We start from the raw sequence: 25,756 nt of genomic DNA, 5'->3' as shown, positions 1-25,756 counted from the left end.
ACTTACCAGGATGAGAACCCATTCATGACAATCCCCCAGTCCCGATACGATTTGCCACGGATTATTTTTGGCGTGCTGTTTATCGCCATTATGATCGTCGCCTGTTTTTGGGTCATTCAACCGTTCATTCTCGGCTTCGCCTGGGCCGGCATGGTGGTTATCGCCACCTGGCCGCTGCTGATCAAGCTGCAAAAAATACTTTGGGGCCGCCGCTCGCTGGCCGTGTTGGTCATGACGTTACTGTTGATCCTGCTGTTCATCCTGCCGATTTCTCTGCTGGTCAGCAGCGTGGTAGACAACAGCGCGCCCGTGGTTGCCTGGGCCAGTACCCCCGGCAAGCTGCATATTCCCGATCTGGCGTGGCTGCAATCGATCCCGATGATCGGCGATAAGATTTATAACAGCTACCATACGCTGGTGAGTGCCGGCGGCACCGCCCTGGTGGCGAAAGTGCAACCCTACTTCGGCCAAACCGCCACCTGGTTTGTGGCGCAGGCGGCGCATATTGGTCGCCTGTTGTTACATTGCACGCTGATGCTTTTGTTTAGCGTATTGCTCTATGCCCGTGGTGAACAGGTTGCCCTGGGCATTCGCCACTTCGCAACGCGTCTGGGCGCCGAACGAGGCGATGCTGCCGTCGTGCTGGGTGGTCAGGCAATCCGTGCGGTAGCTTTGGGCGTGGTGGTGACGGCGCTGGTACAATCGGTATTGGGCGGTATTGGCCTGGCGGTGACTGGCATTCCTGCCGCCACCCTGCTGACGGTGCTGATCTTTATCTGCTGTGTCGCGCAACTGGGGCCGCTGTTGGTGCTGGTGCCAGCCATTATCTGGCTGTACTGGAGCGGTGATACCACCTGGGGCACCGTGCTGCTGGTCTGGAGCTGCGTGGTGGCTACGCTGGATAACGTATTGAGGCCGGTGCTGATCCGCATGGGTGCCGATCTGCCGATGCTGCTGATCTTGTCCGGTGTTATCGGCGGCCTATTGGCTTTCGGCATGATTGGCCTGTTTATCGGCCCTGTGGTGCTGGCGGTGTCTTATCGCTTGCTCACCGCCTGGATGAACGAAGCGCCGGAACCGACGACCGATCTGGAAGAAGTCGCCAAAGACCTGGAACAGATGTAATCCGGATCTCTGCCCGGCTCCCCGGGCAGAATCCTTTCTTTATCCATATCCATTCTCATTTACTTCAATCCGTCGCGGCGATAATTAATAAAGTCCCTCTGAATGCCGGGCTAACGGGCATTAATTAAACATACCGCATGAATACATCTTTTTAGCCTGAAGATAGAATTGAGCAAGGTTTAAAATAAATGGGAACCTGGATCTTGATTAGGATGATTCTTAATGACTAATTTCGTTTAAATATCTAGTATTATTGCCATCTATTGCTTCAAACATCTGATTTAAAGCAAGATTTCCAAACAATGTAATGCCATACATGTGAATTGCTGTGTGTAGTCTTTGCCCGTCTCCTATGATGGGCTTTTTTTTATTCTTTTTTTGGCCAAGATTAATGGCGAAATCCATTCTATTTACATTCAGAAATAATAAAGCCGTAACCTGAGCTACGGCTTTAGAGTTAATGCGGAATCTTATGTCGAAGAATTACTTTTTCTTCGACAGATTGACCCAGGTTTGCACCACGGTATCCGGGTTGAGCGACAGGCTGTCAATGCCCTGCTCCATCAACCACTCGGCGAAGTCCTCATGATCGGAAGGGCCCTGCCCGCAAATACCGACGTATTTGCCATGGCGTTTAGCCGCTTGAATCGCCATCGACAGCAGCGCTTTAACCGCCTCGTTACGCTCGTCAAACAGTTCAGACACCACGCCCGAATCGCGATCCAGCCCCAGCGTCAGCTGGGTCATGTCGTTGGAGCCGATGGAGAAGCCATCGAAGTGTTCCAGGAACTGATCGGCCAACAGGGCATTGGACGGAATTTCGCACATCATGATCACTTTCAAGCCGTTTTCGCCACGCTTCAGACCCTGGCGCGCCAATTCGGCGACCACCGCTTCCGCCTGCGCTACGGTACGCACGAAAGGCACCATGATTTCGACGTTGGTCAGGCCCATTTCATTACGCACGCGTTTTACCGCGTCGCATTCCATCGCGAAGCAATCGCGGAAGCTGTCGGCGACGTAACGGCCAGCGCCACGGAAGCCCAACATCGGGTTCTCTTCATGCGGCTCGTATTTCTCACCGCCCACCAGGTTGGCATATTCATTGGATTTGAAGTCAGACAGGCGCACAATCACTCGCTTCGGCCAGAATGCCGCCCCCAGCGTGGCAATCCCTTCCGTCAGGCGGCCCACATAGAACTCGACCGGATGGTCGTAGCCTTGCATCAGCGCCTTGATTTCCTGCTGCAGTTCTGGAGTCTGTTGATCAAACTCCAGCAACGCCCTCGGGTGTACGCCAATCATGCGGTTGATGATAAATTCCAGCCGGGCCAGGCCCACGCCTTCGTTCGGCAAGCGCGCAAAGTCAAAGGCGCGGTCGGGGTTACCGACGTTCATCATGATTTTCAGCGGCAGTGACGGCAGCTCGGTCACTTCGGAACTCTGCACGCTGAAGTCGAGCATATCGCTGTACACAAAGCCGGTATCACCTTCCGCACAAGAGACGGTGACCTTCTGGCCTGCCTTCAGCAGATCGGTAGCGTTACCGCAACCGACCACGGCAGGAATGCCGAGCTCGCGCGCGATGATCGCCGCGTGGCAGGTACGGCCGCCACGGTTGGTGACGATTGCCGCGGCCTTTTTCATGATCGGTTCCCAGTCCGGATCGGTCATGTCCGTTACCAGCACGTCGCCTGGCTCGATCAGGTCCATTTCGCTGATGTTGTGGATGACTTTTACCGGGCCTGCGCCAATGCGGTGGCCGATGGCGCGCCCTTCCACCAGCACCGGGCTGCTGCCGTTAAGCTGGTAACGCTCCATCGTCTGTTCGTTGGAACGCACGGTTTCCGGACGGGCCTGAACAATCAGCAGCTTGCCGGTATGACCGTCTTTGGCCCATTCGATATCCATCGGACGGCCGTAGTGTTTTTCGATCAGCAGTGCCTGATGCGCCAGGCCCTGTACTTCTTCGTCGGTCAGAGAGAAACGATTGCGTTGCTGCTCTGGCACGTCTTCAATTTGTACCTGCTTGCCGTGATCCTGCGAAGGTGCGTACACCATGCGGATTTTCTTCGACCCGAGGTTACGACGCACGATAGCCGGCTTGCCTTTCAGCAGCGTCGGTTTATGCACGTAGAACTCGTCAGGGTTTACCGCGCCCTGCACCACCATTTCACCCAGGCCGAAGGCGGAAGTGATAAACACCACCTGGTCAAAACCGGATTCGGTATCGATGGTGAACATCACGCCGGAAGACGCCAGGTCAGAACGTACCATGCGCTGCACGCCGGCCGACAAAGCCACGCCGCGGTGATCGTAACCCTGATGCACGCGGTAAGAGATGGCACGGTCGTTAAACAATGAGGCATATACGTGCTTGATCGCCACCATTACGGCGTCGATGCCCTGCACGTTGAGGAAGGTTTCCTGCTGCCCGGCAAAGGAAGCGTCCGGCATGTCTTCTGCGGTGGCGGAAGAACGCACGGCAAAAGAGGCTTCCGGCTCGCCGTCGGCCAGTTGCTGGTAAGCCAGGTTTATTTCGCGCTCGAACTCTGCGTGGAACGGCGTGTCGATGATCCATTGACGGATTTGCGCGCCGGCCTTGGTCAGTTGGGCAATGTCGTCAACGTCAGTTTGATCCAGTAACTGATAGATGCGCTGGTTAACACCGCTTTGCTCGAGGAAATCGTTAAACGCCTGCGCGGTGGTGGCAAAACCGTTTGGCACGGCTACGCCCAAATCGGAAAGATTGGTGATCATTTCACCGAGGGAGGCATTTTTGCCGCCGACACGGTCAACGTCGTGCATGCCGAGCTGGTTGTACCAAAGCACATTACGCAAGTCTGGGCCATTGTTGGACATCGAGACAATCCTTATTGCTATCAGTAGGGTATAGACGGATTTAATTCGCTTGCTTTCTCAGCGCCGCTAAAACGGTGCCGAATCAGACTAGCACAATGATCCATAGGAAATGGAAAGGTGAATCGATCAACCCGGCGAAGAAAATGGATTTTAGGAAAACTTCCTGAAATGAAAAATGAGGATGGAATCGTTCCCTGTCGCACTAATAGCTTAAATCTCAACAAATTAAATAATTTTTAAACTTGATTTTTAAAAACCATATTATCAATAATGACTTTGGTGAAAATAACATCGTTCTGTAGAACCATTCCTCAAGAAAAAGAAATCCCTGCTTTTCATAAAATTTAAAATAGCGTTTCAATCAATAACGCTTCGACGAAAGCTTATTCCCTTCTGGCGAAATTAATCGACGACTCTGCCCTCACTATCACATTTTTTTTGCCCGCCCCTTTACCGCTCGATCATCTCAAGCCCATGATAAGAGCAAGCAGATGCGATAACTGCATCACCGTTTCAGGTAAGGAGCCTCGGGTGGAAAGAAGCGTTTTTTATATTTCGGATGGCACGGCGATCACCGCCGAGGTTTTGGGCCACGCCGTGCTGTCTCAATTTCCGGTGAAGGCCACAACCTTTACGCTGCCCTTTGTCGAAACCGAGGCGCGCGCCCGTGGAGTCTGCCAGCAGATTAACGATATCTATCGAGATACCGGCGTGCGGCCCCTGGTGTTTTACTCGATCATTTCGCCGGAAGTGCGCAAAGTCATCACCCAGAGCGAAGGGTTTTGTCAGGATATTGTGCAAGCACTGGTCGGCCCGCTGCAGGGCGAGTTAGAGGTGGAGCCCACCCCGGTCCCTAATCGTACCCACGGCCTGACGGCCAGCAACCTCGGTAAATATGATGCGCGTATCGCGGCTATTGACTACACGTTAGCCCATGATGACGGCATTTCGCTGCGCAATCTCGACCAGGCCCAGGTGATTTTGCTCGGGGTTTCACGCTGTGGCAAAACCCCCACTAGCCTGTACCTGGCGATGCAGTTCGGCATCCGCGCCGCCAACTACCCGTTTACCGCCGATGATATGGACAATTTACACCTTCCCGCCGCGCTGAAGCCGTTTCAGCACAAGCTTTTCGGCCTGACTATCGATCCGGAGCGTTTGGCCGCCATCCGTGAAGAACGACGCGAAAACAGCCGTTATGCCTCTATTCGCCAGTGTCGAATGGAGCTTGCCGAGGTGGAAGCGCTGTTCCGTAAAAACCAGATCCGTTATCTCAATACCACCAATTATTCGGTAGAGGAGATCTCGACCAAAATTCTGGACATTCTGGGCATGAGCCGCCGCATGTTCTAGTTTTCACGCGGTGGGCCGGTCACCTGCCGCGTGCTGCTTATTTCTTCATTGGCGACGTTTTTTGTGCTTTTTTTAGCGATTCTGATCAACAGAACACAGTTTCTCCGGTTGAATTCATCGGTTTTTACGTTATTGTGATCGCCATCACTTCCCGGCACTCCTGCCGCAGCGAAGAAAAGTCTTTAGAGAAAATCATGCACAAAACAGATGAACTGCGGACCGCGCGCATCGACAGCCTTGTCACGCCGCAAGAACTGGCGGAGAAGTTGCCGATCTCGGCGGAAATCGCGGATAACGTGACGGCCTCCCGGCAACGCATTGAAAAAATCCTGACCGGTGAAGATCGCCGCCTGCTGGTGGTTATCGGCCCATGCTCGATACACGATCTCGACGCAGCCGTAGACTATGCTGGCCGCCTGAACCAACTGCGCATACGTTACCAGGATCGCCTGGAAATCGTGATGCGCACCTATTTTGAAAAACCGCGTACCGTGGTGGGCTGGAAAGGCCTGATCTCCGATCCGGCGCTGGATGGCAGCTTCCAGGTGAATCGTGGGATCGAAATGGCGCGTCGGCTGCTGCTGGAAGTGAACCAGCTCGGCCTGCCTACCGCTACCGAATTCCTCGATATGGTGGTCGGTCAATACATCGCCGACCTGATCAGTTGGGGCGCGATTGGCGCACGGACCACCGAAAGCCAGATCCACCGTGAGATGGCCTCGGCGCTCTCCTGCCCGGTGGGCTTCAAAAACGGTACCGACGGCAATACCCGCATCGCCATTGACGCCATTCGTGCGGCGCGCGCCGGACACATGTTCCTGTCCCCGGACAAACACGGCCAGATGACTATCTATCAGACCAGCGGCAATCCTTACGGTCATATCATCATGCGCGGTGGCAAAACCCCGAACTACCATGCTACCGATATCGTTGCCGCTTGCGACAGCCTGCGTGAATTCGACCTGCCGGAACACCTGGTGATCGACTTCAGCCACGGCAACTGCCAGAAACTGCATCGCCGCCAGTTGGAAGTAGCAGAAAATGTTTGCCAGCAAATCCGTGCCGGTTCTGCTGCCGTGACCGGCGTGATGGCGGAAAGCTTCCTGGTGGAAGGCACCCAGAAAATCGTGGCCGGTCAACCGCTCACCTACGGTCAGTCAATTACCGATCCTTGCCTGAGCTGGGCCGACAGCGAACAGCTGCTGGCCATGCTGGCCGATTCGGTAGATACCCGCTTCTGATGCCAAAGCCGGGGCGCCCGTCCCGGCTTTTTCCCCTGTCATCCGCTCATCTATACTGTTAGCAATTCTCGCAGTCTCCCTGGAAAGGATTTGGAACCTCGACATGATCCACTCACTGTTATCCATCCCCTGCGTCACCCTGCAAGGGGAACACAAAACGCTGGGGGATTTCCCCGCCCGAGCCTATCTGGTGGTTAACACCGCCAGTAAATGCGGTTTTACGCCGCAATACCGTGGGCTGGAAAACCTGTGGCAGTATTACCGCGAACGGGGGCTGATGGTGCTGGGCTTTCCCTGCAATCAGTTCGGTTCGCAAGAGCCCGGTAATCCCCTGGAGATCGCCAACTTCTGCACTCTGAACTACGGCGTCAGCTTCCCGCTGTTCAGCAAGGTTGAGGTCAATGGCCCTGGGGCGCATCCACTGTTCAATGAATTGAAACGCCTTGCTCCGGGCGTATTGGGCAGCCAGCGAATCAAATGGAACTTCACCAAATTCCTGCTGACCGCCGACGGTCAACGGGTGAAACGCTTCGCACCGATCACCAAACCCGAGCGCCTGTTCGACCGCATTGAAACCCTGCTGAAATAACCTTGTTTTAGACGGGCTGAGCCCCTTCAGCCCCTGTCACCTTCCCTTCCTACAAAAAGGTTCCATCGGTAAGAAAATTTTCCTTGATGTAACCTTTCGTTCACATGATAATGATTCTCACTTTGATATTAATTACTATTTAACGGTCTGTTTTATAAACACATGACGATGGATAATCACAATCACGACTTACCTGCCAAAACCGTAAGCCCCGCGGTGAGTGGCCTGACCTCGCCTCCCTGCTACGACAGCGCTCAGCTGCTTGATGCAGACGGCGTGGCAATCATCATCCATCAGGGCCAGCGCTACCAGCTGCGGCAGACCAAAGCCGGGAAATTGATCCTGACCAAATAACACCCATCCCTCAACGCCAGCCACCCCGATCGATATTGATCCAGGCAGCCAGCAAATCTATTGATATGTTAAAAACATACGGAGAGTTGCGACATGCCTCTGATCCCTTACACCCGGCTGCGTTTATCCGCATTGAGTCTGGCGATTGCCTGCGCTCTGCCGACGGTGACTTTTGCACAAACCAACCACACGGCTTCTTCTTCCAGCGATGTGTCGGCTAAAACGGACAAAGCTAACGACGAAACCCTGACCGTTGCCGCCACCGGCAATGCACGCAGCAGTTTTGAAGCGCCAATGATGGTCACCGTGATCGAAGGCAATAGTCCTGAAAGCCAGACCGCCACCAGCGCCGCCGACATGCTGCGCCGCGTGCCGGGCATAACCGTCAATGGCACCGGCCGTACCAATGGCCAAGATGTTTTCATGCGCGGCTACGGTAAAAACGGCGTACTGACACTGGTAGACGGTATCCGTCAAGGCACCGATACCGGTCATCTTGGCGCCACCTTCCTGGATCCGGCACTGGTAAAACGCATTGAAGTGGTACGCGGCCCTTCGGCCCTGCTTTACGGCAGTGGCGCACTGGGCGGCGTAATTGCTTATGAAACCGTGGATGCCGCCGATCTGCTGCTGCCAGGTCATGACACCGGGTTCCGGGTTTACGGCACAGCGGGCAGTGGCGATCACAGCCTGGGTATGGGCGCCAGCGCCTATGGCAAGACCGACAACCTCGACGGCCTGCTGTCATTCGGCACCCGCGACGTTGGCGATTTGCGTCAGGGCAACGGTTTTGACGCGCCCAACGACGAGACCATCAGCAATGTGCTGGCCAAAGGCACCTGGAAGATTGATGATGCCCAGTCGTTGAGCGGCGATTTGCGCTATTACAATAACAGCGCCCGTGAACCGAAAAATCCCCAGGATCCTGATTACTCCAGCAGAAATCCGATGACCAACCGCTCCACCATCCAGCGCGATGCGGTATTGAGCTATAAATTAAAACCCCTGGATCAGGAGTGGCTGGACGCCGACGTCAAGCTGTATACCTCTGAGGTCAAAATCAACGCTCACAATGCGGCTTCCACGGACGAATTCCGCAAACAAACCACTCACGGTGCCAAGCTGGAAAACCGCACCCGCCTGTTTGCCGACAGCTTTGCTTCGCATCTGTTGACCTACGGCTCGGAAAGCTATCAGCAAAAACAACATCCTGGCGGCGCTACCACCAGCTTCCCACAGGCGAAAATCAACTTCGCTTCCGGCTGGATGCAGGACGAAATCACGCTGCGTGATATTCCTGTCACCCTACTGGCCGGCACTCGCTACGACAACTACAAAGGTAGCAGCCAGGGCCACAACGACGTCGATGCCGACAAGTGGTCATCTCGTGGTGCACTGACTTATTCACCAACCGACTGGCTGATGCTGTTCGGTTCTTACTCGCAGGCATTTCGTGCGCCGACCATGGGTGAAATGTACAATGATTCTCGCCACTTCCCCGGCAACTATTGGGTACCCAACCCGAATCTAAGACCGGAAACCACCAGCACCGCCGAGTACGGTTTCGGCCTGCGCTTTGACGATCTGTTGATGGCCGGCGATAACCTGCAGTTTAAAGCCAGCTACTTCGATACCGACGCCAAGGACTACATTAGCCTGTACGTCACACGGACCCAGACTTCGTCGCAAAATATCTCACGCGCTAAAATTTGGGGCTGGGATACGTCACTGGGTTATCAAACCCAGTGGTTTAATTGGGATTTGGCTTACAACCGCACGCGCGGCAAGGATAAGTCGCGCAGCGGGGAATTGAACGGCAACAGCGGTGAATGGCTGAGCGATATCAACCCGGATACCGTCACCAGTTCGTTGGACGTTCCGCTGGGTGAAACCGGCCTGTCTACCGGCTGGGTCGCTACCTTCGCCGAGCGCTCCACACATGTGAAAACCGGCACCGCCGAGCAAGGCGGCTACGGCGTCAATGATTTCTACCTGAGCTATAAAGGCCGCGATCGTCTGCAGGGCGTTACCACCACCGTGGTGCTGGGCAACGCCTTCGACAAAGAATACTACTCGCCGCAGGGCATTCCGCAGGATGGCCGCAACGCCAAACTGTTGGTCAGCTACCAGTGGTAACGTTTTGAATCCGGCGGGCAACCCGAATGCCCGCCGATTGCACCTCTCACAGGAGAACTATCAATGAGCAATACCCTCTACCAACGCTACCAGCAGGCAAAAATTGATAACCCAGGCAAATACGCGCGCGATCTGGCCGAGCTGCTTGGCGTTAGCGAAGCGGAACTGACCCATGCTCGCGTCGGTCAGGATACTCGTCGTCTGCAGGCCGATGCCCGCACTCTGCTGACCGAGCTGGAGCAGGTTGGCGTCACCAAATCCATCACCCGTAACAGCTACGCGGTGCACGAGCAGATGGGGCGCTACCTCAACCAGCATCTGAACGGCCACGCGGGGCTGATCCTCAACCCACGCGAATTGGATTTGCGGCTGTTCCTCAACCAGTGGGCCAGCGCCTTCGCCATGAGCGAAACCAACAAGCGCGGTGTGCGTCACAGCATTCAGTTCTTCGATCATCAGGGTGATGCGTTGCATAAGGTGTACACCACCGACGAAACCGACCTGGCAGCCTGGATGGCGCTGGTGGAACGCCACCTGAGTGCAGAAAACCCGGCGTTGGCACTGAAAGCCCCGGACGCCACCGTCAGTAACGCCGCACCGGACAACGAAAAGATCGACCGCGAATGGCGTGAAATGACCGATGTTCACCAGTTCTTCCAGTTGTTAAGCCGCAATAAGCTGACGCGTCAGCAGGCCTTCAAGGCCGTCGGCAACGATTTGGCTTACCGGGTGGATAACAGCGCCCTGTCCCAATTGCTCAACGCAGCGTTGGGTCTGCAAAACGAAATCATGATTTTTGTCGGCAACCGTGGCTGCGTGCAGATCTTCACCGGTCAGATCGAGCGTCTGATGCCGCAGGAAGGCTGGATTAACGTGTTTAACCGTCGTTTCACCCTGCACCTGATCGAAGACGCAATTGCCGAAAGCTGGATCACCCGCAAGCCAACCAAAGACGGCTTTGTCACCAGCCTGGAGCTGTTTGCCGCGGACGGCACGCAAATCGCCCAGCTTTACGGCCAGCGTACCGAAGGCCAGCCGGAACAAACCCAGTGGCGTGAGCAGGTTGCCGCGCTTGAACCCAAGGACATTGCCGCATGAAACCCTCATTGACCCGTCGCCTGGCGTTGTGCATTGCGCTGGCGTTACCCTTCTCCGCTGCGGCGGCGGAACGTATTGTCTCGATAGGCGGTGACGTCACCGAAATTGCCTTCGCACTCGGCGCGGGCGATGAAGTGATTGCGCGCGACAGTACCAGTCTGCAACCAGAAGCCGTCAAAAAGCTGCCGGATGTCGGCTACATGCGTCAGCTTAATGCCGAAGGTATTCTGGCGTTGAAACCTTCGCTGGTGCTGACGACCGAACTGGCCGAACCGGCGCTGGTGCTCAAACAGCTGGAAGAAAGCGGCGTTAAGGTCGTACGCATTCCGGGCGATACCACGTTGCAAAGCGTGCCGGAGAAAATCGAGGTGATCGCCAATGCGTTGCAGCGTACCGAGCAAGGCAAAAAGCTGAGCGAACGGTATCAGCAACAGCTGGCGGCGGTGAAAACCGATGCTCTGCCGGTCAAGGTCCTGTTCGTCATGAGCCACGGGGGGATTACGCCGATGGCCGCCGGGCAACACACCGCCGCCGACGCGGTCATCACGGCAGCCGGTTTGAAGAATGCGATGCAGGGATTCAGTCGCTATCGTCCCCTGTCACAAGAAGGCGTGATCGCCAGCGCGCCCGATTTGCTGTTGGTCACCACTGACGGCATAAAAACGCTCGGTGGCCAACAACAATTGTGGAACTTGCCGGGCGTCGCGCTCACGCCAGCGGGGAAAAACCACCGCGTGCTGGTGGTTGACGATATGGCGCTGCTGGGCTTTGGGCTGGAAACGCCGGCGGCGTTGGCCAAACTACGCCACGCGGCGGAGCAAAAGTAATGCGCAGTCGCACTTCCCCACGCGTGGCGATTGCCGGCCTGCTGGTGTTACTGGCGCTGCTGGCGCTGGGTGCCGCCAATATGGGGGCATTGACCCTGTCGTTTCGCACTCTGTGGCAACAGCCGTTCAGCGACACTGCCTGGCATATCTGGCTAAACATCCGTCTGCCGCGCGTACTGCTGGCGGTGGTGATCGGCTGTGCATTAGCGGTATCTGGTGCCGTGATGCAAGGGTTGTTTCGCAACCCGTTGGCTGACCCGAGCCTGCTGGGCATCAGCAGCGGCGGCGCGCTGTTTGTTGCGCTGATTATCGTGATGCCTCTGGCGTTGCCTCCGGTGATTGCCCTGTATGGCCATATGCTGGCGGCATTCCTCGGCAGCATGCTGGTGTCGCTGTTGATCTACGGTATCAGCCGCAGTGGCCACGGCAGCCTGTCGCGCCTGCTGCTGGCGGGGATTGCCATCAACGCCCTGTGCATGGCGGCGATTGGCGTGCTGTCTTACCTCAGCAACGACCAACAGTTGCGTCAGTTCTCGCTGTGGATGATGGGCAGCCTTAGCCAGTCGCAATGGCCGACGCTGGTGGTATGCGCTTCGCTGATCCTGCCGACCACCTTACTGACCCTGTTACAGGCGCGTCGCCTGAATCTGTTGCAACTGGGGGACGAAGAAGCACATTACCTCGGGGTCAACGTCCAGCGCACCAAGCTGCAACTGCTGTTGCTTAGCGCCTTGTTGATTGGCGCTTCGGTGGCGATGAGCGGCGTGATTGGCTTTATCGGTCTGGTGGTGCCGCACCTGGTACGCATGCGCCTCGGCGGCGACCACCGCTGGCTGTTGCCCTGCTCCGCGTTGGGCGGTGCCTGCCTGCTGTTGGTCAGCGATACGCTGGCACGCACCCTGGTAGCACCGGCGGAAATGCCGGTCGGGTTGATGACCAGCCTGATCGGCGGGCCTTACTTCTTATGGCTGGTGATGCGCCAGCGGGAGCGTGTGGGTGGATAACTCCTCAAGCCTGACGGCGCAGCAATTGCGTTACAGCCTGGGTTCACGTCGGCTGATAAACGACGTTTCGCTCAGTATCGCCAGCGGCGAAATGGTGGCAATAATCGGGCCAAACGGCGCAGGTAAGTCTACGTTGTTGCGTTTGTTAACTGGCTATCTGGCTCCGGGTTGCGGCGAATGTCAGCTGCTGGGACGACCGTTAGAGCAGTGGCAACCGCAGCAATTGGCGAAGGTACGCGCGGTGATGCGTCAACACAGTGATTTGGCCTTTCCTTTTACCGTGGAGGAAGTGGTCAGCATGGGACGGGCACCGCACGGCAAACGCGATGCACGGCATGCGGTGCAACAGGTGATGGCGCAAACCGACTGCCTTGAACTGGCCCAACGCGATTATCGCCAGCTTTCCGGCGGCGAGCAGCAACGGGTACAGCTGGCCCGCGTGCTGGCGCAACTTTGGCAGCCACAGCCCACCCCGTCCTGGCTGTTCCTTGACGAACCGACTTCGGCACTGGATCTCTACCACCAGCAACATACGCTGAGGTTGCTGCGCACGCTTACGCGCCAACAGCCGATCGCGGTGTGCTGCGTGCTGCATGACCTCAACCTGGCCGCGCTGTATGCCGACCGCATTTTATTGCTGCATCAGGGGCAATTGGTCGCCTCGGGTACGCCGCAGGAGGTGTTGCAGGCGGAAATACTCACCCGCTGGTATCAGGCAGATTTGGGGGTAGTACATCACCCGGAAGTGGCGTTACCGCAGGTGTATTTGCGCCAGTAGCGGCAGTACCGGGCGCGGTACCCGCCGCGCCCGTCATCCTTTCATTTCAGTGCCTCTAACTCGAGCAGGATATCTCCAGATGCTTGCCCCAATCCGGCGGCAATGCGGCGAGATCGTCATATTCCGGCGCGTCAGCAAACGGCGTCAACAAAGCCTGATGCAGGCGCGCCAGTTTGCTGACATCATCCCGTTCGGCACTTTCAATCGCCTGCTGCGCCAGATAGTTGCGCAGGATCAGCTTCGGGTTCACCGCCTTCATCGCCTGTTGACGCTCAGCGTCGCTCACCTGTTCTTGCTGCAAGCGCTGGCGGTATTGTTGGTACCAACCGTCGAACGCAGCGCGATCGATAAATTCATCACGCAGCGGCGACTGCGCCTGTTGCTGTTCGGTATGACTTAACAAGCGGAAAGTTCGGCTATAGTCCCGGCCTTCTTGCGCCATCAGGCTCAGCAACCCGGTGAGCAAATCGTTATCCTGTTGCGATTGGGTGAAGAAGCCGAGCTTGGCACGCATCTGTTCCCCGTAAGCGCGCATCAGGGCCGGTTCATAGGCCGCCAGCGCCTGCTGCAGCTGTTCGGTACTCATCAGCCCGGACAGGGTCTGTGCCAGCCGATGGAGGTTCCACAGCGCCACCGCCGGTTGATTATCGAAGGCATAGCGCCCCTGATGATCAGAGTGGTTGCAAATATAGTCGGGCTTGTAGTCGTCGAGGAAGCCATAAGGGCCATAGTCGATGGTAAGCCCCAGAATCGACATGTTATCGGTGTTCATTACGCCGTGAGCGAAACCGACGGTCTGCCAATGGGCGATGAGCCGTGCAGTGCGTTCGACAACGTCGGTAAACCACAGTAAGTAGCCCTCCGCCTGATCTTGCAACTGCGGCCAGTGACGGGCAATGACAAAATCGGCCAATTGCTGCACCTGTTCCGGCTGCTTACGGTAATAAAAATGCTCAAAGTGGCCGAAACGCACGTGGCTTTCCGCTACGCGTAGCAACATCGCTCCACGCTCAGGTTGCTCACGGTAAACCGGCTCTTCACTGGTCACAATGGTCAGCGCACGGGTGGTTGGAATGCCCAGATGGTGCAGTGCCTCGGAGGCGAGGAACTCACGGATCGCCGAACGCAGTACCGCACGGCCGTCGCCCATGCGTGAATAAGGCGTCAACCCCGCCCCTTTCAGGTGCCAGTCCATGCTACGGCCGTCCGCCAGGCGTTGTTCACCCAGCAAAATGCCCCGGCCATCCCCCAACTGCCCAGCCCAAACGCCGAACTGATGGCCACTGTAAACCTGCGCCAACGGTCGCATGCCCGGCAGCAGTTTCTCACCCGCCCAAATCGGGGTTTTGTCCTGGGTAAACCAGCTTTCGTCCAGCCCCAGTTCGCGTGCCAGCGGTTCACTGTGATACAGCAAACGAGCGCCTTTCAGCGGAGTGGGTTTCAATTCGGTATAAAAACCGGCTAACTGATGTTGGTAAGCGTTTTCAAACTGCGGCATAGGCCCTCCGTTGCACCTAGTGTAGAGCTTGAACGGGGCGATTAACACAGAGGAAATGCAGGGAGAACGCATCTGCCTGATACCTGGGCAGATGCGGGGATCAGCGTTTATGCCGATACGGCTTTAAGACCTTTTTACGCTGAGAGGAAAAATACGCGTTCAGCGAAAAAATCATAATGAATAACAGCACAGGAATCACGGTAAACATCATCCAGTCCATTATTGGCTCCGTTGTGTGTAGTACTCTCAATTATTGTTATTGAACTCATCGGGTGTTACCCGTAACGCTGTCAGATTATCCACACCAACGCTAGGCCATAAAAAACCTTGTAGGCCAAAAACCCCGGCGTGTCTGAGCTTATTAAAATATTCCCTCTTCTCAATTCCTCCGACGATTACCCCCTTACACAGTAGATTGATATTCTTTAATAACGAGTCAATGACCACGTCATATCCCTGATGGGTAAACAACTGCCAGTAAAAACGTTTGTCGATCTTCACGTAGTCGAATAACCCATCATACAAGGCGGTCAGGGTCGCCTGACCGGAACCGAAATCATCCAACCACAGCGAAAACAACTCGCTAAGCCGGAGGATTTTCTCATTGTTTTTGCCGGCCGAAAGATTCGGAAAACCCTCACTGATTTCAAAGGCAATAAATGACCACTGCCTGATACGATCACAGAGTTGACCGTCAGCGAGTATCAAATCGACCAGGGTTTCTTCAATATTTAACGTCAACAAAACGTCGTTTTCGACAAACCAGGATGCATTCTGTTCTGCCAATTTCAATTGCTCATTAAATAACTCAATCTTTTGCTCAGCGGTCAGTAAATTAATCCCAATGTCAGCCGGCATAGCCAAATCACCGTCCAGACTATTAAAGCGGTTCAGAATTTCCACCGCTAACAGCCTGCCCTCCATTGAGTAAACAGGTTGAAAAACATAGCTACTAATAAAGTCAGCTTCGAATTGTATTTTCATTTCAATGCCACAGGCTGAATGGCGAGCATCTCATCGTATATCAATATATTTTATCGATCAATCCCTCTGAGATTAATCGGAAATATCAATGCAATTAGTGATAACTTATCATTTAATTGATAGATTAAAGCTATGTTGCGTCCACTTGGCGCAGAGTCAGAACCAATTTGGCTTATGGCAAAATTGCCATCACTTCGCTGAATTTAAGGTGTATTTAGGTTAAGTGGTATATTCACTCTAAAAATTTAACTTATTGTCATTGTTTTCATTAAAGAAATTCTTAAACACATCTAAATATCAATTAAGCATGAAACCTGCACAAGCGCAAGCCTATCGCCAACTGATTAAATTTAATAACACATCAATTCCGTACGTTATTCTTTGCATTGAAAATGCGAAAAAATGCCCACCTTGATTTTTAGGAAATTCATGCTACCTGGGATTTAGGTGGATTCCAGCCCCTAAGAATGGATAACAACAATAAAGCGCAGCCAACTTGAGATGTAAAAAAAGGATGAACACTGTCATCCTTTGATATTCAAAATTTGATTACTATTTGATCGTTTCTACCAGCCATTGCCGCAGCTCGGCTAACTCGGTAGCCTGCTCCGGGAACTGAGCAATCAGCTTGTCGCAGCACTCAGCCAAGGCTTCACTGCGGTAGGCGCAACCCACCAGCATCTCTGCCAAACGCTGCAGCGGTGCCGGACTCAGGCTGTCGGTGAAAATCTGCGCCCGGCAGATCAACCCCTTTTCTACGTCAAAGAAGATATCCACCCCGCCCCAAACAAAGCGTTCATTCAGCAAATGGCTAAATGCCGGCGCCTTGCCGAAATTCCATTCCCAACTGCTCTGTTTGGCAAACTGCGCGGCGAAATCCGGCAGATCGGGATAGACATCCGGTGAGATGATTTCCGCCGTAGCGGTCTCGCCATAGTAGTCAAAGAATGCCTGAGTCACCGCATCGCAGACCTGCTGGTGGCTGATGTCAGGTTTAAATTCCACCAGGTTGGCCACCCGGGAGCGTACCGAGGTGATGCCCTTGGCCTGCAGCTTTTTGGGATCCGGATTAAGATAATCCGCCAGACGGTTAAGATCGGCATTCAGTAGCAAGGTGCCATGGTGGAATCCGCGATCCTGGGTTTCCCGATAGGCCGAGCCGGAGATTTTACGCACACCTTCCGGCGTTTCGATCACCAGATCATTGCGACCCGACGCCGTGGCAGAAATACCCAACTGCGCCAACGCCTGCAGAATGATGCCGGTTGAAAGAGTTTTGTCGTAACCCGGTTTGCCCGCCATAAAGGTAAAACAGGTATTGCCCAGATCGTGAAATACCGCCCCACCGCCGCTGCTACGACGCGCCAGGCGAATACCGTCCTGCTCCATTCGCCGGGTGTTGCACTCTTTCCATGGGTTTTGTGACTGGCCTATAACCACCGTTTCGGCATTGCGCCATAAGAACAGGATTTTCTGCGTGGTCATTTCGCGGAAGATGCACTCTTCCACGGCCAGATTGAACCAGGGGTCATAAGAATCGGAAATCAGTAAGCGTAAGTTATTCATGGCGGTCCCCGCTAAGCACGTGATGCCGCCATGATACACCAAATCAACAGCTTAAGATTAAATGCGCCGCGCCTGCCAGTAGGCTTTTTTCCAATATACATTGTCCAGCGAGGATCGCATTACGCCACGGCTGGTGGAGGCATGAATAAACTGATCGTTGGTATCATAAATGCCAACGTGCAAACCGTTCTCACCGCCGCCGGTTTTGAAAAACACCAGATCGCCCGGCATCAGCTCATCACGCGAGACCTTGGTTCCCAGCGAGGTTTGTTCCACAGTCGAACGAGGTAGTTGCATATCGAAACGGTCGCGGAAGGTGCGATAAACGAAACCGGAACAGTCAACGCCGCCGCGATCGACCCCACCGTAACGATAAGGTGCGCCGTACCATTGACGCAGTTGCTCATTCAACTGAGCCACCACCACGATAGAGTCCGCCAGCCGACCGCTGGGCGGCGGTGCATGACTGCTACAACCGGCAAGAATTAAACTGGCTAATAAAAACCAAATACGCATCCGCATAATATCCCTTCATTGAACACGTTGCCGCATCATGCCGTCCGGTAAAAGCATACCGCCTGCGAGGCAAAGCCGGCACCACGTAAGGAAAGCGCTATTTGGGGCTAATTTATCCCCCTGCAGGGGAAAAAGGCAAGCACGGTGAAGGAGATAATCGCATTGGCGCCACTTTTTGCGCTATTGAGGCGTTTTTACCTTGGCCTGGCTGTTAATCAGCCACACGCCAAACAGGATAAACAGCGTTCCCAACGTTTTCAACAGGGTGGCGGATTCGTTAAACCACGGCAGGATCACCGCGGCCAGGTACACCAGCGCATAGCTCACGCTCAGCAGTGGGTAAGCGCGGTTTAGTGGCAGATGGTGCAGCGCGAAGAACCAGCATAGCATGGACAACGCATAACCGAAGATACCACCGCTGACCGCCAGTAGCGGCACCCAATACTGGGCAAACAGGCTTAACGTAACGTCGGCAAACGACATCAATGGGATCTGCGCCATACCCCACTTCATCAACAGTTGCGCCAGCGTGACCAAGAGTACGCTGGCAGCGCCCCAGGCGTAGCCCCTCATGGATTGATACTCATCAGCAGGATCCCCAGCATGATCGACGCCACGCCGTACCAATGGCGTGCGGTGGTGGGTTCGTTAAACAGCCACCGGGCGGCCAGTGTCACCAACACAAAATTCAGGCTGAGCGTCGGATAAGCCAGGCTGAGCGGCAAACGCTGCAGCACGTTGAGCCAAACCGCCATGCCCAACCCCAGCAAAAACACCGCCAGAAGCAGCCAGCGCAGCGTCACCCCCCGTCTGACGTCGGGGGGCAATTGCCAACTCTGGGCCGCTTGTTTCTGGCACAGCTGCCCACCGCAGGTGAGCAGGCTGACCACCAGCACCAGCAAGTAGCCGACTATCATGGCTGCTGTTGATACCAAAGCAGCGCTAAGCGGTTCATCTCAACCACTTTATCCGCTGCCGGTAAGGTTTGCGGCACGTGATCCCCTCTCGACAGTTGCAATACCAATGAGACGTCACCCTGTTTACGCGCTTGAGCTAACCACTGCGGGAAGTCGGCATCGCTGATGAAATGGCTGCGGGAATCCGGGTAGGCCAGGCCATAAGCCACCTCACCTTTCTCGCTGAACATCAGCACATCGCTGCGCTTCAACTCCCAGGCCAGCCCTGCCGCTACCCCTGCGCTGTCGGTCAATACGTAACGGCTATGGCCCAACTGCGCCATATTTACGCTGATAAAGTTTTGCGGCAGCTTGGAGTCAGTGACCTGCTGCGGAATGGCGTAACCCACCAGCAAGCACAGCAGTAGCGGACAAGCCGCCGCCCAGCGCCAGCGTTGCGCATTATTACGCGCCGACACTATGGCAAATAACAGCCAACCGCCGAACATAATAATGCCGATGACGATCTTCGGCCACTCTTGTGCCCCAAACAGCTTCACCTTCGGCAGCAATCCTGAACCCAGCACCAGCAGCGCCACCACGCAAATCAGACCAAATAAGCCGTTCAGCAATGCGTTGATCTTGAAAGTTTTGCTGCGCAAGGTTGCCGCATAATCCTCAGCGTAAGCGGCCATCAACAGCGCCAACGGCGCCATGCACGGCAAAATATAGGTCGGCAGTTTGCCTTTGGCGATGCTGAAAAAGATCAGCGGCATCATCACCCAACTCAGCAGGAAGAACAGCTCCGGCCGTTGGACGCGTTCACGCCAACCCTTAAGCAAAGATCCCGGCAACAACGCCAACCACGGCAATACCGCCGCCATCAAAATCGGGATGTAATACCAGAACGGCGCTTTGTGCTGGGCGTTATCCTCGGCAAAACGCTGAATATGCTCCACCCAGAAGAAGTAGTTCCAGAAGTCCGGCTCACGTTGAGCAATAGCCAGCGCCCAAGGCAGGCTAAGCAATACCGCGGTCAGGATCGCCAACGGGCCGTAGATCAAGAGATCCTTGATCCGTCGCTGCTGAATGACTATCGGGATCACCGCAATCACCGGCACCGCCAGCGCCAGGAACCCCTTGGTCATAAAGCCCATGCCGCAGGCCAGCCCCAGCAGCACGTAACCGCCGACTTTACCCTTGACCGTGGTGGCTTTCAGCGTCAGGTAATAACTGACCATGGCCGCCACCAGCCACAGGGAAATCATCGGATCCAGCACGCTGTACGTGCCGATGCTGAACACCAGAACCATCGACAGGAAAATCAACGTCGCCAGGCTGGCGCGGCGCGCGTTGCGCCACATCAGCATAGCCAGCGCGAATACCAGCACGGCGGTCATGCCGGTGCTGAATACCGAGCCAAAACGCACCGCGAAGTTGGTATCGCCAAACAGCCACTGGCTGATGTTGTTGAACCAATATCCGGCAACCGGCTTTTCAAAATAACGCAGCCCAAGCAGATGCGGCACTACCCAGTCGCCGCGTTGCAGCATTTCACGGCTGATCTCGGCGTAACGAGTTTCATCCGGTTGCCACAGCAGGCGACCATTGAGGGGGATCAGGTAAACCAGAGCAAAAAAAATGGCCAACACAATGGCCCAGGATCCTTTTAGCGCCTTCATGAATCGTCCTTCACATCGGTTTGACAACCCAGCCAACCTTCGCGGCCAGGGAAAGGAGCACGCTCGACGCGGCCCAATGGCAATGACGCCAAATCTTGCGGCAACAAGGTGCTTAACGGGCAGAATTCTATGCCCTGCCGTTGCGCCCGTTGCAGTAACTGCTCAAACATTGCGGCCTGAGACATACCCTCAACTTCGGTATGAATGGTATAAACCGGCACGCCGCGATCGTTTTCAATCGCCCGTAAAATGTAATCGTTGAAGTCAGCCATACTGACTTCACTGCCAATCACCTCATCAAAGGTCGGTAACGTCACAGGGATCTGCACGGTTCCCACACGGCCATCGCTTAACAGCGGACGGAACGGATGGGTACCACGACAATCGCTGTTGTAGTGAAAACCGAAGCGCTGCTTCACTTCCAGCACCCGTGTGTCCGCGCGCCAACCGGCAACGGCCGAGCATTTGACCGGCAGCCCGGTACTGGCAGTCAGCGCATCAACACCCAGCTGCACCTGTTGCGTCAACTGCGCCTCAGACCAACGGCCGACCTTGGCCTGCCAGCCCTGATGATCCCAGGCGTGCAAGCCCACTTCATGCCCGGCCTGGGCGGTGAGTTTCATCAATGGCCCCAAGGCACGGGCGATATTACGCCCCGGCCAGGCGGTGCCGGCCAGCAGAATATCCCAGCCGTACAGCGACGCGGCGTTCGAGCGCAGCATTTTCCACAGGAATTTCGGACGTAAAAGGCGCCACAGATGGCGCCCCATATTGTCCGGCCCTACGCTGAAGAAGAAACTGGCCTGAATGTTGTACTTGTCGAACAACTCCAGCAACTGCGGTACCCCTTCACGGGTACCGCTGAAGGTATCTACATCAACTCGCAGACCGACTTTCTTCATGCACCGTCACCTTCCTGAACGGTGGTGCGCAAGAAGTAGTCCAAGGTATCGGCAACGGTTTGCTGCATCGCGATGGTCGGCTGCCAATCCAGCAGGCGACGGGCATTTTTGATGCTTGGCGTACGGTGCTCAACGTCCTGATAACCCTTGCCGTAATAGCTGCTGCTTTCGACATCCTTAAAGCCGGCAAACGGCGGGAAGCGGTCGCGCAACGGGTGATTATTGAAGCTTTCGAGCAGCATTTCCGCCAGTTCGCGGATGCTGGCCTCGTTGGTCGGATTACCAATGTTGACGATTTGTCCATCGCACAGCCCGTCGCGGTTTTCGATGATGCGGAACAGCGCTTCAATACCGTCGTTGATATCGGTAAAGCAGCGTTTTTGCGCCCCGCCGTCCATCAGTTTGATCGGCGAACCTTCCACCAGATTGAGGATCAACTGGGTGATGGCACGGGAAGAACCGATACGCGCTGCATCCAGGTTATCCAGGCGCGGCCCCATCCAGTTAAACGGACGGAACAGCGTAAACTTCAGCCCTTCTTTGGCACCATAGGCCCAGATGACTCGGTCCAGCAGCTGCTTGGACACCGAGTAAATCCAGCGTTGTTTGTTGATTGGCCCGACGATCAGGCGGGAATGATCTTCGTCGAACTCTTTGTCGTCGCACATACCGTACACTTCGGAGGTGGACGGGAAGATGATGCGCTTGTTGTATTTCACGCAGTCACGAACGATTTTCAGGTTTTCTTCAAAATCCAACTCGAACACGCGCAGTGGATTGCGGGTGTACTCGATCGGCGTGGCGATGGCCACCAGCGGCAGAACGACATCACATTTCTTGATGTGATACTCGATCCACTCGGAATGGATGCTGATATCCCCTTCCACAAAGTGGAAGCGCGGGTTATCCAGGAAACGGCTGATGGCATCAGAACCGATATCCAAACCGTAAATGTCGTAACGATCGTCACGCAGCAGACGTTCGGTCAGGTGGTTACCGATAAAGCCGTTAACGCCGAGGATCAGTACGCGGGTTCTGCGCTTCATCACTGCGTTGGGCTTGGCAGCCAGACGTACGTCGGTGACGATGCCCATTTCCTGCGCCAGACGGCTACCCTGTACGTACAGGCCGGCATCGTTTTGACCGGCAACGATTTCCAGTGCGCCTTCGCCGCAGGCAATGACCAGCGGAGAAGTACTGAGCACGGTGCCAGGCTGCTTGTCATGCTGCGCATCCAGCACGCGAGCACGCCAGACAATCAATTTACGCTGACCGAGATAGCTGAAGGCGCCAGGATAAGGTTCGGTCACTGCGCGGATCAGGTTGTTGATTTCCTGCGCCGATTTATGCCACAGGATCTCACCGTCTGCCGCAGTCCGGCGGCCAAAGTAGCTGGCTTCGGCTTCGTTTTGCGCACTGAATGTCGCCGTGCCGTTTTTCAGCTTCGGCAGTTCGTCCTTCAGCAATGACTGTGCGGCTTCCAGCACTTTTTTGTGCAGCGTCAGCGCCGTGTCGTCAGCGGTGATTGCCACTTTGCGCTGGCCAACGATATCGCCGGCATCCGGACGCTTGACCATTTTATGCAGCGTAGCGCCGGTTTCTGTTTCGCCGTTCACCAGCGCCCAGTTCACCGGTGCGCGGCCACGGTAGCGAGGCAGCAGTGAACCATGGAGGTTGAAACCGCCAAGCGGCGCCAGCGACAGCAGCTCGTCGCTCAGCAGATTACGGTAATAGAAGGAGAAAATAATGTCCGGCTGCATCTGGCGAATGCGCTCGATCCACAGCGGGTGGTTAACGTCCTCCGGCGCATAGACCGGTAACTCCAATTCTGCACCCACACGGGCAACGGAGGAGAAGAAGTTGTTCTCACCAGGATCGTCGGTATGCGTGAATACTGCTTGAACGTCATAGCCTGCGTCAGTCAGCGCTTTCAGACCTGCGCAGCCAATATCATGGTAAGCAAATACAATAGCTTTCATCATTCTTCTTCCTGAGTATTGTGGTTCGGCTGTTCACCGACCACTTTCTGAACAAAATAACGAGGACGAGCACGCACGTCGGTATAAATACGACCGATGTACTCTCCCAACAGACCCATGCCGACAAATTGGGCGCCAATAAAGGAAAACAGCACGGCAAACAGGGTGAACACCCCGCCGCCCGCCCATTCAGGGCCCATGATCAAACGCAGGGCGATCAGCAATACCGCCAGCACGAAACCCGAAAGCGCAATCACGCTGCCCACTACGCTCAGCAAACGCAGCGGCGTGGTGGTCAAACAGGTGATCAGGTCGTACATCAGATTAATCAGCTTCATCAGGCTGTATTTAGAGTCGCCAAACTCGCGTTCAGCGTGCAGCACGTCAATTTCAGTAGTACGACGGGCGAAGGTATTCGCCAGGATCGGGATAAAGGTGCTGCGCTCGTGGCAGTTCAGCATCGCTTCGATAATGTGGCGGCGATAGGCGCGTAACATGCAGCCATAGTCGCCCATCGATTTACCGGTAGCGCGCTGGATCATCATATTGATGATGCGGGAGGCGCTTTTACGGAACCAGGAGTCCTGACGGTTGGCGCGCACAGTGCCGACCACGTCGTAACCCTCTTCCGCCACCCGCACCAACCGCGGGATCTCTTCCGGCGGGTTTTGCAGGTCAGCATCCAGCGTGATCACCAGATCGCCGCTCACCTGATTGAAACCGGCCATGATTGCCGAGTGCTGCCCATAGTTGCGGTTCAGCAATACGGCAATGACGCAACTGCCGGGCTGTTCGGCGGCAGCGGTCAGCATATCGGCAGAATTGTCGCTGCTGCCGTCATCGACCAGGATAATTTCATAGGGCTGGGCCAGCTGTTTACAGGCGGCGGTGGTACGTTCAAGCAAGGCAGGTAGACTTTCCTGCTCGTTGTACACCGGGATCACCACCGAAACTTTTTTAATCGGTTCAACGCGAGACACGTAACGACTCCACAACAGAAGATAAGGCTTTGACCACGCGATCAACATCAGCGTCGGTCATATCAGGGAATAGCGGCAAGGTGCACAAACGCGCCGAGTTCCATTCGGTATTGGGTAAGGACAATTGCGGATAGCGGTCGCGGTAAAACTTCTGGGTATGCGCGGCACGGAAATGCAGACCGGTACCAATGCCCACGTCTTTAAGGCGTTCCATCAGTTGGTCGCGATCGATACCGCAACGCTCGGCGTCAACGCGCACCATAAACAGGTGCCAGGCGTGGTCATGCGGATAATCAGGCAACCCCAGAGGCAGGAAAGGTGAACCTTCCAGCGCGGTGAGATAACGCTGTGCCAGCTCTTTACGGCGAGCGTTCAACTGCGGCAGGCGCGCCAGCTGTACGACGGCGATGGCCGCGTGGATATCCGAAAGGTTGTATTTGTAGCCCGGCTCCACCACTTCGGCCTGCGGCTTGCGCCCCAGTTGCTGACGGTCGAAAGCGTCAACGGCCAGACCGTGAAACTTCAGACAGCGCAGACGATCCGCCAGCACATCGTCGTCGGTGGCAATCAGGCCACCTTCGGCACAGGTCAGGTTTTTAATCGCGTGGAACGAGAAGATAGCCGTTCCTTGTGCGCCAACCCATTCACCGTTGTAACGGGAACCCACCGCATGAGCAGCGTCTTCAATCAGCGGCAGATTATGGCGTTTGGCCACGTCTCGCAATGCATCCATTTGCAATGGCGCACCAGCGTAATGCACCGGGACAATAGCTTTGGTTTTGGTCGTAATGGCGGCTTCAACATCTCTGGCATTGACCATCAACGTATCGCGGTCAACGTCGATCATTACCGGCGTGGCGCCGAGCAACTCAATCATGTTGAGGGTTGAAACCCAAGTTTGTGAGGGAGTGATGACTTCATCGCCGGGACCAATGCCCAGAGCCATCAGGGTGATATGCATGCCTGCAGTAGCGGAACAAACGGCAATCGCATGTTTGCAGCCGAAGGTGGCGCAAAACTCACTTTCCAACTGCTGATTTTGCGGTCCGGTGGTGATCCACCCTGAGCGCAATACCTTTTCTACCGCCGCGATTTCTTCATCGCCGATCGCCGGGCGTGAGAAAGGTAAAAATTGATCCATAGTTAACCCCAAACGTATCAAATTTCTTTTAATGACACTGTAGATCTCTTTTATTTAACGAATATTAAACGCCAGAGAGAATCGTTCCCGGTGGATTAACTGCCAATGTACGGCCGCAAGCTTAACTAAACCTTAAGGCGAGATTAATTATCAGCGGACTATCTGATTTGCGAGGGCCATCATCATCATTTTATATTGATTTAAAAATCAATTAGTTATAGTTATTAATAATTATTTACTTATTT

At 55.1% G+C, this 25,756-nt stretch carries 22 protein-coding genes and 1 other RNA gene; 11 read left to right on the top strand and 12 right to left on the bottom strand.

What is annotated here, in order from left to right; genetic code table 11:
* Nucleotides 1-24: 24 nt before the first annotated feature.
* Complete coding sequence (gene ydiK / locus M495_RS10610) at nt 25-1,125, top strand: AI-2E family transporter YdiK (protein WP_020826650.1); 1,101 nt, start codon at nt 25-27, stop codon at nt 1,123-1,125.
* Nucleotides 1,126-1,385: 260 nt separating this feature from the next.
* Nucleotides 1,386-1,496: antisense sRNA RprA (gene rprA / locus M495_RS24960), an RNA gene on the top strand.
* Between the two features lie 112 nt (nt 1,497-1,608).
* Here the strand turns inward: rprA and ppsA are convergent.
* Nucleotides 1,609-3,987, bottom strand: coding sequence for a phosphoenolpyruvate synthase (ppsA, locus tag M495_RS10600; protein ID WP_020826648.1), 2,379 nt, complete (start codon nt 3,985-3,987; stop codon nt 1,609-1,611).
* Nucleotides 3,988-4,518: 531 nt separating this feature from the next.
* Between ppsA and ppsR the strand changes: the two genes are divergently transcribed.
* The 9 genes from ppsR to M495_RS10555 all read left to right on the top strand — a co-directional run bounded on the left by ppsR (nt 4,519) and on the right by M495_RS10555 (nt 13,367).
* The gene (gene ppsR, locus M495_RS10595) at nt 4,519-5,340 is read left to right on the top strand and encodes a posphoenolpyruvate synthetase regulatory kinase/phosphorylase PpsR (RefSeq protein ID WP_017892646.1); all 822 of its coding nucleotides are present in this window, start codon (nt 4,519-4,521) and stop codon (nt 5,338-5,340) included.
* 194 nt (nt 5,341-5,534) lie between these two features.
* Nucleotides 5,535-6,581, top strand: coding sequence for a 3-deoxy-7-phosphoheptulonate synthase (locus tag M495_RS10590; RefSeq protein WP_020826647.1), 1,047 nt, complete (start codon nt 5,535-5,537; stop codon nt 6,579-6,581).
* 103 nt (nt 6,582-6,684) lie between these two features.
* Nucleotides 6,685-7,170: a glutathione peroxidase gene (locus M495_RS10585; RefSeq protein WP_020826646.1), complete on the top strand. Its 486-nt coding sequence runs from the start codon at nt 6,685-6,687 to the stop codon at nt 7,168-7,170.
* Between the two features lie 162 nt (nt 7,171-7,332).
* Nucleotides 7,333-7,524 (top strand): hemin uptake protein HemP, encoded by a 192-nt coding sequence (gene hemP / locus M495_RS10580; RefSeq protein ID WP_172958947.1) that lies wholly within the window; start codon nt 7,333-7,335, stop codon nt 7,522-7,524.
* A 93-nt stretch (nt 7,525-7,617) separates the two neighbouring features.
* Nucleotides 7,618-9,660, top strand: coding sequence for a TonB-dependent hemoglobin/transferrin/lactoferrin family receptor (locus M495_RS10575; protein ID WP_020826644.1), 2,043 nt, complete (start codon nt 7,618-7,620; stop codon nt 9,658-9,660).
* Between the two features lie 63 nt (nt 9,661-9,723).
* Nucleotides 9,724-10,758, top strand: coding sequence for a hemin-degrading factor (locus M495_RS10570; RefSeq protein WP_020826643.1), 1,035 nt, complete (start codon nt 9,724-9,726; stop codon nt 10,756-10,758).
* Nucleotides 10,755-11,585 carry a heme/hemin ABC transporter substrate-binding protein gene (locus tag M495_RS10565; RefSeq protein WP_020826642.1) on the top strand — a complete coding sequence of 277 codons (831 nt, stop codon included), beginning with the start codon at nt 10,755-10,757 and terminating at the stop codon, nt 11,583-11,585. The genes M495_RS10570 and M495_RS10565 overlap by 4 nt, the downstream gene beginning before the upstream one ends.
* On the top strand, nt 11,585-12,589 hold the full coding sequence (locus tag M495_RS10560) for a FecCD family ABC transporter permease (protein ID WP_020826641.1): 1,005 nt from the start codon (nt 11,585-11,587) through the stop codon (nt 12,587-12,589). The genes M495_RS10565 and M495_RS10560 overlap by 1 nt, the downstream gene beginning before the upstream one ends.
* A complete protein-coding gene (locus M495_RS10555) occupies nt 12,582-13,367 on the top strand; it encodes a heme ABC transporter ATP-binding protein (protein ID WP_020826640.1) in 786 nt (261 codons plus the stop codon). Before M495_RS10560 ends, M495_RS10555 begins: the two co-directional genes overlap by 8 nt.
* A 55-nt stretch (nt 13,368-13,422) precedes the next feature.
* On the opposite strand, the gene M495_RS10550 is transcribed toward M495_RS10555, so the two are convergent.
* The 11 genes from M495_RS10550 to arnB form a co-directional block, all read right to left on the bottom strand.
* Nucleotides 13,423-14,865: a protein adenylyltransferase SelO gene (locus tag M495_RS10550; protein WP_020826639.1), complete on the bottom strand. Its 1,443-nt coding sequence runs from the start codon at nt 14,863-14,865 to the stop codon at nt 13,423-13,425.
* A 246-nt stretch (nt 14,866-15,111) separates the two neighbouring features.
* Complete coding sequence (locus tag M495_RS10545) at nt 15,112-15,849, bottom strand: EAL domain-containing protein (RefSeq protein ID WP_020826637.1); 738 nt, start codon at nt 15,847-15,849, stop codon at nt 15,112-15,114.
* 552 nt (nt 15,850-16,401) lie between these two features.
* The gene (locus M495_RS10540) at nt 16,402-17,415 is read right to left on the bottom strand and encodes a lipoate--protein ligase A (protein WP_020826636.1); all 1,014 of its coding nucleotides are present in this window, start codon (nt 17,413-17,415) and stop codon (nt 16,402-16,404) included.
* A gap of 57 nt (nt 17,416-17,472) precedes the next feature.
* Nucleotides 17,473-17,937 (bottom strand): NlpC/P60 family protein, encoded by a 465-nt coding sequence (locus M495_RS10535; protein ID WP_041414519.1) that lies wholly within the window; start codon nt 17,935-17,937, stop codon nt 17,473-17,475.
* 174 nt (nt 17,938-18,111) lie between these two features.
* The gene (gene arnF / locus M495_RS10530; protein ID WP_020826634.1) at nt 18,112-18,504 is read right to left on the bottom strand and encodes a 4-amino-4-deoxy-L-arabinose-phosphoundecaprenol flippase subunit ArnF; all 393 of its coding nucleotides are present in this window, start codon (nt 18,502-18,504) and stop codon (nt 18,112-18,114) included.
* A complete protein-coding gene (gene arnE, locus M495_RS10525) occupies nt 18,501-18,848 on the bottom strand; it encodes a 4-amino-4-deoxy-L-arabinose-phosphoundecaprenol flippase subunit ArnE (RefSeq protein ID WP_020826633.1) in 348 nt (115 codons plus the stop codon). Before arnE ends, arnF begins: the two co-directional genes overlap by 4 nt.
* The gene (arnT, locus tag M495_RS10520; RefSeq protein WP_020826632.1) at nt 18,845-20,509 is read right to left on the bottom strand and encodes a lipid IV(A) 4-amino-4-deoxy-L-arabinosyltransferase; all 1,665 of its coding nucleotides are present in this window, start codon (nt 20,507-20,509) and stop codon (nt 18,845-18,847) included. Before arnT ends, arnE begins: the two co-directional genes overlap by 4 nt.
* A complete protein-coding gene (arnD, locus tag M495_RS10515) occupies nt 20,506-21,411 on the bottom strand; it encodes a 4-deoxy-4-formamido-L-arabinose-phosphoundecaprenol deformylase (RefSeq protein WP_020826631.1) in 906 nt (301 codons plus the stop codon). The genes arnT and arnD overlap by 4 nt, the downstream gene beginning before the upstream one ends.
* Nucleotides 21,408-23,390: a bifunctional UDP-4-amino-4-deoxy-L-arabinose formyltransferase/UDP-glucuronic acid oxidase ArnA gene (gene arnA, locus M495_RS10510; protein ID WP_041415355.1), complete on the bottom strand. Its 1,983-nt coding sequence runs from the start codon at nt 23,388-23,390 to the stop codon at nt 21,408-21,410. Before arnA ends, arnD begins: the two co-directional genes overlap by 4 nt.
* Nucleotides 23,390-24,370 (bottom strand): undecaprenyl-phosphate 4-deoxy-4-formamido-L-arabinose transferase, encoded by a 981-nt coding sequence (gene arnC, locus M495_RS10505; RefSeq protein ID WP_020826629.1) that lies wholly within the window; start codon nt 24,368-24,370, stop codon nt 23,390-23,392. The genes arnA and arnC overlap by 1 nt, the downstream gene beginning before the upstream one ends.
* Nucleotides 24,357-25,511: a UDP-4-amino-4-deoxy-L-arabinose aminotransferase gene (gene arnB, locus M495_RS10500; RefSeq protein WP_020826628.1), complete on the bottom strand. Its 1,155-nt coding sequence runs from the start codon at nt 25,509-25,511 to the stop codon at nt 24,357-24,359. Before arnB ends, arnC begins: the two co-directional genes overlap by 14 nt.
* Nucleotides 25,512-25,756: the final 245 nt, after the last annotated feature.

It is taken from the genome of Serratia liquefaciens ATCC 27592 (assembly GCF_000422085.1).
GTDB classification, from domain to species: Bacteria; Pseudomonadota; Gammaproteobacteria; order Enterobacterales; family Enterobacteriaceae; genus Serratia; species Serratia liquefaciens.
The sequence above is the reverse complement of the archived record's forward strand: the minus strand, read 5'-3'. Positions and strand labels throughout refer to the sequence as shown.

Bases quoted from the DNA above. Each gene is read 5' to 3' on its own strand.
- ydiK (WP_020826650.1), top strand. From the start codon at position 25: ATGACAATCCCCCAGTCCCGATACGATTTGCCACGGATTATTTTTGGC.
- ppsA (WP_020826648.1), bottom strand. From the start codon at position 3,987: ATGTCCAACAATGGCCCAGACTTGCGTAATGTGCTTTGGTACAACCAG.
- M495_RS10590 (WP_020826647.1), top strand. From the start codon at position 5,535: ATGCACAAAACAGATGAACTGCGGACCGCGCGCATCGACAGCCTTGTC.
- M495_RS10585 (WP_020826646.1), top strand. From the start codon at position 6,685: ATGATCCACTCACTGTTATCCATCCCCTGCGTCACCCTGCAAGGGGAA.
- hemP (WP_172958947.1), top strand. From the start codon at position 7,333: ATGACGATGGATAATCACAATCACGACTTACCTGCCAAAACCGTAAGC.
- M495_RS10575 (WP_020826644.1), top strand. From the start codon at position 7,618: ATGCCTCTGATCCCTTACACCCGGCTGCGTTTATCCGCATTGAGTCTG.
- M495_RS10570 (WP_020826643.1), top strand. From the start codon at position 9,724: ATGAGCAATACCCTCTACCAACGCTACCAGCAGGCAAAAATTGATAAC.
- M495_RS10565 (WP_020826642.1), top strand. From the start codon at position 10,755: ATGAAACCCTCATTGACCCGTCGCCTGGCGTTGTGCATTGCGCTGGCG.
- M495_RS10560 (WP_020826641.1), top strand. From the start codon at position 11,585: ATGCGCAGTCGCACTTCCCCACGCGTGGCGATTGCCGGCCTGCTGGTG.
- M495_RS10550 (WP_020826639.1), bottom strand. From the start codon at position 14,865: ATGCCGCAGTTTGAAAACGCTTACCAACATCAGTTAGCCGGTTTTTAT.
- M495_RS10545 (WP_020826637.1), bottom strand. From the start codon at position 15,849: ATGAAAATACAATTCGAAGCTGACTTTATTAGTAGCTATGTTTTTCAA.
- M495_RS10540 (WP_020826636.1), bottom strand. From the start codon at position 17,415: ATGAATAACTTACGCTTACTGATTTCCGATTCTTATGACCCCTGGTTC.
- M495_RS10535 (WP_041414519.1), bottom strand. From the start codon at position 17,937: ATGCGGATGCGTATTTGGTTTTTATTAGCCAGTTTAATTCTTGCCGGT.
- arnF (WP_020826634.1), bottom strand. From the start codon at position 18,504: ATGAGGGGCTACGCCTGGGGCGCTGCCAGCGTACTCTTGGTCACGCTG.
- arnE (WP_020826633.1), bottom strand. From the start codon at position 18,848: ATGATAGTCGGCTACTTGCTGGTGCTGGTGGTCAGCCTGCTCACCTGC.
- arnT (WP_020826632.1), bottom strand. From the start codon at position 20,509: ATGAAGGCGCTAAAAGGATCCTGGGCCATTGTGTTGGCCATTTTTTTT.
- arnD (WP_020826631.1), bottom strand. From the start codon at position 21,411: ATGAAGAAAGTCGGTCTGCGAGTTGATGTAGATACCTTCAGCGGTACC.
- arnA (WP_041415355.1), bottom strand. From the start codon at position 23,390: ATGAAAGCTATTGTATTTGCTTACCATGATATTGGCTGCGCAGGTCTG.
- arnB (WP_020826628.1), bottom strand. From the start codon at position 25,511: ATGGATCAATTTTTACCTTTCTCACGCCCGGCGATCGGCGATGAAGAA.